This is a genomic window from Rhodoferax sp., from assembly GCF_014859475.1.
Classification (GTDB): Bacteria; Pseudomonadota; Gammaproteobacteria; order Burkholderiales; family Burkholderiaceae_C; genus Rhodoferax.
On record NZ_JACUUE010000095.1, the window covers coordinates 1 to 9,512 of the forward strand.

The 9,512-nt window shown below is 61.2% G+C and carries 6 protein-coding genes; all 6 read left to right on the forward strand.

The window, feature by feature from the left end:
* The first annotated feature begins 77 nt into the window (after positions 1-77).
* Entirely contained in the window at positions 78-233 is a 156-nt protein-coding gene (locus tag IBX54_RS09405; RefSeq protein ID WP_296542397.1) for a hypothetical protein, read from the forward strand.
* A 50-nt stretch (positions 234-283) separates the two neighbouring features.
* Positions 284-3,844, forward strand: a complete 3,561-nt coding sequence (locus IBX54_RS09410; protein WP_296542398.1) for an indolepyruvate ferredoxin oxidoreductase family protein — start codon at positions 284-286, stop codon at positions 3,842-3,844.
* Positions 3,845-3,980: 136 nt separating this feature from the next.
* A complete protein-coding gene (yajC, locus tag IBX54_RS09415; protein WP_296542399.1) occupies positions 3,981-4,313 on the forward strand; it encodes a preprotein translocase subunit YajC in 333 nt (110 codons plus the stop codon).
* A 56-nt stretch (positions 4,314-4,369) separates the two neighbouring features.
* Positions 4,370-6,253, forward strand: coding sequence for a protein translocase subunit SecD (gene secD / locus IBX54_RS09420; protein WP_296542400.1), 1,884 nt, complete (start codon positions 4,370-4,372; stop codon positions 6,251-6,253).
* 21 nt (positions 6,254-6,274) lie between these two features.
* Positions 6,275-7,231 carry a protein translocase subunit SecF gene (gene secF, locus IBX54_RS09425; protein WP_296542401.1) on the forward strand — a complete coding sequence of 319 codons (957 nt, stop codon included), beginning with the start codon at positions 6,275-6,277 and terminating at the stop codon, positions 7,229-7,231.
* 10 nt (positions 7,232-7,241) lie between these two features.
* A partial coding sequence (locus tag IBX54_RS09430; RefSeq protein WP_296542402.1) for a DUF1631 family protein occupies positions 7,242-9,512 on the forward strand: 2,271 nt, incomplete at its 3' end.

Here is a 9,512-nt window from a genome sequence, read left to right on the forward strand (position 1 = left end):
ATCGCGACGCCTGATCCCGCAAAACCCACCCAGCGCAGGCGCATACAGAAGGGGGGGGGTGGGGTGCAAGACAGCCAATGCCAGCGTCTCGTGCTGCTGCGCAGCACATCGTGGCGGAAACGCCGCCGATGTCGCAAAGCGAAGCGCATCTGAGGCGCCTCGCCTTGCCTCGCCTGGCCCAAGCCCAAGCCAAGGGCAACTCTGAACCCATCCCGATTTCCGCGCCTGCTTAATAATGCGTTTGGAACCACTTGTTCGCAAAATTTGAATCGGAGACTTGCCCATGAATGCCCCGTTACCCAAAACGGCCCAGGCGGCCCAAACGGCTTTGCAGTCGGTCGGCCTGGACGACAAATACAGCCAGACGCAGGGTCGGGCGTTCATGAGCGGGGTGCAGGCGCTGGTGCGCTTGCCCATGCTGCAGCGCCAGCGCGATGGCCTGGCCGGTCTGAACACGGCCGGCTTCATCAGCGGCTACCGCGGTTCGCCGCTGGGCGGCTATGACCAGGCGCTGGTGGCGGCAAAAAAGCATCTGGACGCGCATCACATCGTGTTTCAGCCGGGTGTCAATGAAGAGCTGGCGGCCACCGCCGTGTGGGGCACGCAGCAGCTCGACCTGTACCCGCAGAGCAAAAAATACGACGGTGTGTTTGGCATCTGGTACGGCAAGGGGCCGGGCGTGGACCGCAGCGCCGACGTGTTCAAGCACGCCAACATGGCCGGCACCGCCCGGCATGGCGGCGTGCTGGCGGTGGCCGGTGACGACCATGTCAGCAAAAGCTCGACCGCAGCGCACCAGAGTGACCACATCTTCAAGGCTTGCGGCCTGCCGGTGTTTTTCCCGTCCGACGTGCAGGGCATTCTTGACCTGGGGCTGCACGCCATTGCCTTGAGCCGTTTCTCGGGCGTGTGGGCGGGCATGAAGACAATCCAGGAGGTGGTGGAGTCGAGCAGCCCGGTGGATGTGGCTGCCGATCGCGTCAGCATCGTGCTGCCCGAGGACTTTGCCATGCCAGCGGACGGCCTGCACATTCGCTGGCCCGACCCGGCGTTGGTGCAGGAGGCCCGGCTGATGGACTTTAAGTGGTATGCCGCGGCGGCCTATGTGCGCGCCAACAAGCTCAACTACAACGTGTTCGCCAGCGCGCAAGATCGCTTTGGCATCATCGCCAGCGGCAAGGCTTTCAACGACACGCGCCAGGCGCTGCACGACCTGGGGCTCGACGACGCCGTTTGTCGGCAACTGGGCATCCGGCTGCACAAGGTTAACGTGGTGTGGCCGCTCGAGGCCAGCATCACGCGCGACTTTGCGCTCGGCCTGCAAGAGATTCTGGTGGTCGAGGAAAAGCGTCAGATCATCGAGTACCAGCTCAAGGAAGAACTTTACAACTGGCGCGCTGACGTGCGCCCCACCGTGGTTGGCAAGTTCGAGGGTGACGATGAGGGCAGCGGCGAGTGGAGCCGACCCAACCCGTCCGACAACTGGTTACTGCGCGCCAAGGCCGACCTGAACCCGGCGCTGGTCGCCAGGGCGATTGCCAAGCGGCTGAAAAAACTGGGCTTGCCCGATGACGTGGCGGCGCGCATCGATGCGCATCTGGCCGTGCTCGACGCCAAGGCGCGCGTTGCCCTCGACTTGAAAACCGACGCCGGCGAGCGCACGCCCTGGTTTTGCAGTGGCTGCCCGCACAACACCAGCACCCGCGTGCCCGAGGGTTCGCGCGCGCTGGCCGGCATTGGCTGCCACTTCATGACGCTGTGGATGGACCGGTCAACCAGCACCTTCAGCCAGATGGGCGGCGAGGGCGTGGCCTGGGTCGGGCAGCAGCCGTTCACCACTGACACGCATGTGTTTGCCAACCTGGGCGACGGCACCTACTTTCACAGCGGTCTGCTGGCGATTCGCCAATCAATAGCGGCGGGCGTCAACATCACCTACAAGATTTTGTACAACGATGCCGTGGCCATGACCGGCGGCCAGCGCGTGGGCGAGCGCCCCGAGGGTCACAGCGTGTTGCAGATCATGGCCAGCCTGCTCAGTGAGGGCGTGAAAAAGCTGGTGATCGTGACCGATGACCCGGCCAAATACCAGGGCGCGGCGCTGGCAGCAGGCGTGGCGGTGCAGCACCGCGACGCGCTCGACCGCGTGCAGCGCGAGCTGCGCGAGATCAAGGGCACCAGCGCCCTGATTTACGACCAGATGTGCGCCACCGAGAAGCGCCGCAAGCGCAAGCGCGGCACATTGGCCGAGCCCGATGAGCGGGTGGTGATCAACGAAGCGGTGTGCGAAGGCTGTGGCGACTGCGGCGAGCAGTCCAACTGCCTCAGCATCGAGCCACTCGAGACCGAATTTGGCCGCAAGCGGCGCATCAACCAGAGCACCTGCAACAAGGACTTTTCATGTGTCAAGGGCTTCTGCCCGAGCTTTGTCACGGTCAAGGGCGGGCAACTCAAAAAAAACAAAAAGGATGCGCAGGGCAGCCTGGATGCGCTGCCCGCCTTGCCGGAACCGTTATTGCCTGCTGCGACCGCAGCCTGGGGCATTGTGGTGGGCGGTGTCGGCGGCACCGGGGTCATCACCATCGGCCAGTTGCTGGGCATGGCGGCGCACCTTGAAGGCAAGGGCGTGGTCACGCAGGATGCCGGCGGCCTGGCGCAAAAGGGCGGCGCCACCTGGAGCTACATCCAGATTGCCGATCGCCAGGAAGCCATTTACACCAGCCGGGTCGATACCGCCAAAGCCGACCTGGTGCTTGGCTGCGATGCCATTGTGGCGGCCAGCCCGGCCACGCTGGCGGTGATGCAGTCCGGGCGCACCTTTGTCGCGCTCAACAGCCACGCCACACCCACTGCCGCTTTTGTGCACGACCCGCAGTGGCAGTTTCCCGAGGGCGGTTGCGAGGCGGCCATTGCCGCCCACGTGGGAGCGCCCGATCTGGGTGTGTTCGATGCCGAGCAGGTGGCCACCCTGGCGCTGGGCGACTCGATCTACAGCAATCCGCTGTTGTTGGGCTACGCTTGGCAAAAGGGACGCGTGCCGCTGAGCCGGGTCGCCGTGCTGCGCGCCATGGAACTCAACGGCGTGCAGGTGGCCAGCAACCAGGCGGCGTTTGAATGGGGTCGCCATTGCGCGCACGATTTGCCGGCGGTGCTGGCGCTGTTGCAGAGCGCACGCGTGATTGCGTTCGTCAAAAAGCCGACGCTCGACGAACTGGTGGCGACCCGGGTGACGTTTTTGACGGCCTACCAGAACACGGCTTATGCTGAGTCTTACCGCGCCTGGGTGGCGCGCGTGCAGCAGGTCGATGCGGCCTGGGGCAAAACCGCCTTGAGCGAGGCGGTGGCGCGCAATCTGTTCAAGCTGATGGCCTATAAGGACGAGTACGAGGTGGCCCGGCTGCACACCGATCCCGGCTTTGCCGCCAGCATTGCGCAACAGTTCGAGGGCGATGTTCAATTGCACTTTCACCTGGCACCGCCGCTGCTGGCCAAAACCAACGAGCGCGGTGAACTGGTCAAGCAGCGCTATGGGCCGTGGATGATGACGGCCTTCACATGGCTGGCGCGCTGCAAGGGCTTGCGTGGCACGGCATTTGACGTGTTCGGTCGCACCGAAGAACGGCGCCAGGAGCGCGCCTGGATTGCGTGCTACCAGGCCATGCTCGAAGACGTTTGCCGGGTGCTTGGTGCTGGCCCGGACAGTACCGACCTGGCGCGCTATCAAATGGCCTTGGCGTTGGCGCAAATTCCGCAAGATATTCGTGGCTTTGGCCATGTCAAGGCGCGCTCTTCTGCGCGCGCCATGGAAAAATGGCAGGCGCTGGTCGGCGAGTTTCGGAGCTGATGATGGCACTGACCTGACTGATGGGTGGTGATTGGCCGTGATTGGCGCCCGCATACAATGCGCGTTTGCCTGAAACGGGCGCCAGCGCGCGTCCTTGACGGCCGCTGTTTCATTTTTTGCCTTACTGGAGATTGCCGTGTTTATTTCTTCTGCCATTGCCCAAACCGCCCCCGCCGCTGCCGCTGGCGGCGACATGCAGTCTTCGCTCATGAGCATGCTGCCCCTGGTGCTGATGTTTGTGGTGCTGTATTTTGTGATGATTCGCCCGCAAATGAAAAAAGCCAAGGAGCACAAAGCCATGATCGAAGCCCTGGCCAAGGGCGATGAAGTTGCCACCGCAGGTGGCATTTTGGGCAAGGTCACCAAATTGGGTGATGCTTTCATCGATATTGAGGTGGCCAATGGTGTCGAGGTGCATCTGCAGCGCAGTGCCGTGGTGCAAGTCCTGCCCAAGGGCAGCATCAAATAAATTGCCCTGGCGCTGGCCCAGGCCAGCATTTGTAGTTTGATGTCATAAGGGCGGTCATGAATCGTTACCCGGTCTGGAAATACGTGATCATCGTGATCGCGCTGGTGGTGGCGGGCTTGTATGCCCTGCCGAACTTTTTTGGCGAGTCGCCCGCCGTGCAGGTCTCTGCCGCCAAGCCGCTGGTCAAGGTGGATGTGGGCACGCTGACCCTGGTGGAAGGCGCCCTCAAAACGGCTGGCATCACGCCAGACATGGTGGCGCTGGATGGCAATTCGATCAAGGTCCGCTTGCTTGATACCGACACCCAGCTCAAGGCCAAGGACGTGATTCAAAGAGCCTTGGTGCCCGATGCCGGCAACCCGGGCTATGTGGTGGCGCTCAATTTGCTGTCGCGCTCGCCCGCCTGGCTGACCGCACTCAATGCGTCGCCGATGTACCTGGGGCTGGACTTGCGCGGCGGCGTGCACTTTATGCTGCAAGTCGATATGCAGGCGGCGCTGACCAAGCGCGCTGAATCGCTGTCGGGCGACCTGCGCACCAGCCTGCGTGAAAAAAATATCCGTCACAGTGGCATCAACCGGGTCAGCCAGACCATCGAGGTCAAATTCCGCGATGCTGCCACGCTGGAAGCTGCCAAGGTGGTGATTGAAGACCAGTTTGCCGACCTGCAAACCGTGGATGCGGCCGAGGGTGTCGAATTCAAACTGACCGCTTCCATCAAGCCTGAGGCCGCGCGGCGCATCCAGGATCAGGCGCTCAAGCAAAACATCACCACGCTGCACAACCGCATCAACGAGCTGGGTGTGGCCGAGCCGGTCATCCAGCAGCAGGGGCTCGACCGCATTGTGGTGCAGTTGCCGGGCGTGCAGGACACCGCCAAGGCCAAGGACATTCTGGGCCGCACCGCTACGCTCGAAGTGCGTATGGTCGATGAAAGCACCGAGGCGCGCGCCGCTGAATTGGGTGCCGGCGTGGTGCCGTTTGGCTCAGAGCGCTATCTGGAGCGCAATGGCCAGGCGGTCATTGTCAAGAAGCAGGTGATTCTGACTGGCGAAAACCTGACCGACGCACAACCCGGCTTTGACAGCCAGACCCAGGAGCCCACCGTCAACTTGAATCTTGATGCCAAGGGCACGCGCATCTTTCGTGACGTGACGCGCGAAAACGTGGGCAAGCGCATGGCCATTTTGCTGTTTGAAAAAGGCCGTGGCGAAGTGGTGACGGCGCCGGTGATTCGCACAGAGATCGGCGGCGGTCGGGTGCAAATTTCGGGCCGCATGACGACCACCGAGGCCAACGACACGGCGCTGCTGTTGCGCGCCGGCTCGCTCGCCGCGCCAATGGAAATCATCGAGGAAACCACCATCGGCCCGAGCCTGGGTGCCGAGAACATCGCCAAGGGCTTCAACAGCGTGACCTGGGGCTTTGTGGCGGTCGCCATCTTCATGTGCTTGTACTACATGCTGTTTGGCGTGTTTTCCAGCATTGCGCTGGCCTTCAACCTGCTGCTGCTGGTGGCGGTGCTGTCGATGCTGCAAGCCACCCTGACGCTGCCCGGCATGGCTGCCATGGCGCTGGTGCTGGGCATGGCGATTGATGCCAACGTGCTGATCAACGAGCGCATCCGCGAGGAATTGCGCGCTGGCGCGTCGCCGCAGGCGGCCATCCATACCGGCTACGAGCGGGCCTGGGCGACCATTTTCGACTCCAACATCACCACCATGATCGCGGGCCTGGCGCTGCTGGCCTTTGGCTCGGGCCCGGTGCGCGGCTTTGCCGTGGTGCACGTACTGGGCATCCTGACCAGCATGTTTTCCGGCGTGTTTTTCTCGCGCGGCGTGGTCAATTTCTGGTATGGACGCAAAAACCGCCTTAAATCGGTGTCGATCGGGACGATCTGGCGTCCTGACACCGGCACCGCGCTCAAGGCCGGTCAATAACAGCTTGGCAAGAAAGAGACCATGGAATTTTTTCGAATCAAACGCGACATCCCGTTCATGCGCCATGCGCTGGTGTTCAACCTTATCTCCGGCCTGACGTTTCTGGCGGCGGTGTTTTTCCTGTTTTCGCGCGGGCTGCATCTGTCGGTCGAATTTACCGGTGGTACCTTGCTGGAAGTCACTTATGCACAACCAGCCGACCTGGGCGCGGTGCGCGCGGGGGTGACCAAGCTCGGCTTTACCGATGTGCAGGTGCAAAACTTTGGCACCGCGCGCGATGTGCTGATCCGTCTGCCGGCGCAAAAAGGCGTCAGTTCGGCTCAGCAAAGCAACCAGGTGATGGATGCCCTGCAGGCGCTTGACGCCTCGGCCACCATGCGTCGCACCGAATTTGTCGGTCCGCAGGTGGGGGAGGAGTTGGTTGAAGACGGCCTGAAGGCGCTGGTCTTTGTGGTGATCGGCATCATGATTTACCTGGCGGTGCGCTTCGAGTGGAAGTTTGCCGTGGCAGCCATCATTGCCAACATGCACGACGTGATCATCATCCTGGGCTTTTTTGCCTACTTTCAGTGGGAGTTTTCGCTGGCGGTGCTGGCTGCCGTGCTGGCGGTGCTGGGCTATTCGGTGAACGAATCGGTGGTGATTTTTGACCGGATTCGCGAGAACTTTCGCCGTTATCGCAAAATGAACACCCAGGAAATCATCAATAGTGCCATCACCTCCACCATCAGCCGCACCATCATCACCCACGGTTCGACGCAGATGATGGTGCTGTCGATGCTGCTGTTTGGCGGTGCCACGTTGCACTATTTTGCGCTGGCGCTGACCATTGGCATTTTGTTCGGCATTTACTCGTCGGTGTTCGTTGCTGCTGCCATCGCGATGTGGCTGGGCATCAAGCGCGAAGACCTGGTCAAGGGCGGTACGGGCAAAAAGGAGCTTGATCCGAACGACCCCAATGCGGGCGCCACAGTTTAGAATTTTTCGCATGGCGACTCCATTACCGGCTCAAAACAAGTTGCAACTTGCGGCGCACATGCGCCAGCGCTTGGTCGATGAAGCGGCGCAGTCCATGGCTGCGCTGCGAGAAGTGATAGCGCTGCATTTGACAACTTTGTCAAGGGAAGTCGCTTTTGCGGCAGAACCGCAGTTGCTTCGTGAAACCTGGACCCTGTACCAAATCCAGGGAAAGTCCTGGGTTGAGGGCACGGCCAAGGCCTGGCGGACGGCTTTAAAACCCGAGGTGCCGCGGTTAGCTGGTTTGTCATTGGACCTTGACCTGGAGTTGGTCAGTACCGAGACGGTCGAAAACCAGATGCTTGCCTCGCGCATTGCCTTGTCGTTAATGGAAGTGGCCGCCAGCGAAGTCAATGATTTGCGCAAGCGGCTTAAATCACTGAATCCACAACAGGAATTGTCGGCGCTAGACATTGTTCACCCCGAAGTGTTGGCGCAGGCCATGGTCGAGCAGTGGGTTGCATGCGGTTTTTCACTTGCGTCATGGCCGCTGATCAACGCGGTGGTGCAAAAGCATATCAATGACCAGTGGCACCAGATTTATGCGCGCTGCAATGCCGAATTGGTGGCGCAGGGCGTGATGCCCGTGATCGCGCCAGAAGGGCGCGCCCAGCCAAAACCAGTGGCTCGTGCTCATGAGCAGGTCGAACCGGCTGCCGCGCCCACTAAAGGATTGCCTGCCTTGCCCAATCAGGGCGCACCTGCCATGCCCTCTCGGGGGGGGCCGGGTTGGCCTGCGTTGACGGGGGTTGGCACCCGCCAGGGTGGCGCGCACGAGATGAATGCGCTGGACCGAGTGGGCCGCTTGTTGACCGACATGGCACGGCAGCAAAATTTTCCGTCAACGTTCCAGTACGTACCCTCCGAACCGCTGATGGCCGCGTTGGCCCGGCGCCCGGCGGCGGATGGCTTGCTTGGTGATGCCTGCGCTGCCGAGCAAGCGCTGTCGGAACAGATGCTGGTGCAGGTGGCTGGGCAATTGCATCAGCAATCGACAGAACTCAAGAAGCTGGCGGAAAACGACAATGAAAAGGCCATTGTCGAGTTGATTACGCTGATGTTCCAGTCAATTTTGCAAGAGGACCGCATCCCGCCTCGCATCCGGGTCTGGTTTGCCCGCTTGCAGATGCCTGTTTTGAGCATTGCCTTGGCCGATCCGGAATTCTTCAGTCGGCCGGATCATCCCGCCCGCCAGTTGATCGACCACATGGGCTCGTGCGTGCTGGGGTTTGATGCCAGCGCCATCAGCAGTAAAGACCTGGAAGCCGAAATCAAGCGCGTGGTTCAGGTGATTGAGCAGTATCCGGACGCGGGAGGGCGTGTTTACCAACGTGTCTATGAAGAGTTCAAGGCATTCCTCAAAAACTTTCTGACTCAAAAAACGTCAACCCAAAAGGTCGTGGGCGTGGTGCAGCAGGTCGAACAAAAAGAAACCCTGGCGATTCAGTGCACCATCAGGTTGCGCAACCTGATCAAAGACATGCCGGTGCGGGACGACATTCGCGATTTTTTGTACAAGGTGTGGGCTGAGGTGATTGCCGTGGCCGGCATGCGTCACGGCGGACAGCATGAAGCGACCCTGGCGCTGAAGAAGGCCGCTAGCGACCTGATTTGGGCGGCCAGTGCCAAGTCCGGTCGTGAGGATCGGGCCCGGGTGATTGCCGAGTTGCCGGGCCTGTTGCAGTCCTTGCGTTCCGGCATGAGCCTGCTCAGCCTGAGCGAGGTGGTTCAGGATGGCCACATCAAGGTGATCAGCGACATCCTGGCCGATGCGTTCATGTCCAGGACGCAAGCCATCGACATGGAACAAATACAAATCCTTGCCGATCGTCTGGAGCATCTGGAAGACTATTTCAGCAACGATGGTGCCGAGGAGTTGCCGCTCGATGCGCAGAGCATCGAAGATCTGCTGGGCATCGATGCGTCAGACCTGGAGGTCGTGAATAGCGGCGCAAGCGAGGCCAGCCCGGTCACGATGGCCTGGGCGAAAGACCTGAGTCTGGGTGCCTGGTTTACCCTGAACTATCAGGACCTCGCCATTCAGGTTCAGTATGTATGGTGCAGTCCGCTGGGACATTTGCACCTCTTCTCTTCGGTCGTGGGTCGAAGCTACCTGATCCAGACGGCGCGACTGGCAGCCCATCTGGGGGCTGGCTTGTTGATCCATCAGGAAGAAGACTCGCTGACGGCACGTGCCACCCGCGATGCCCTGACCCAACTGGAAGCCAACCCCGAGCGCCTG

What these genes read in the sequence shown, in the direction of transcription:
- IBX54_RS09410 (WP_296542398.1), top strand. Translation starts at nt 284, where the DNA reads ATGAATGCCCCGTTACCCAAAACGGCCCAGGCGGCCCAAACGGCTTTG.
- secF (WP_296542401.1), top strand. Translation starts at nt 6,275, where the DNA reads ATGGAATTTTTTCGAATCAAACGCGACATCCCGTTCATGCGCCATGCG.
- IBX54_RS09405 (WP_296542397.1), top strand. Translation starts at nt 78, where the DNA reads ATGCCAGCGTCTCGTGCTGCTGCGCAGCACATCGTGGCGGAAACGCCG.
- secD (WP_296542400.1), top strand. Translation starts at nt 4,370, where the DNA reads ATGAATCGTTACCCGGTCTGGAAATACGTGATCATCGTGATCGCGCTG.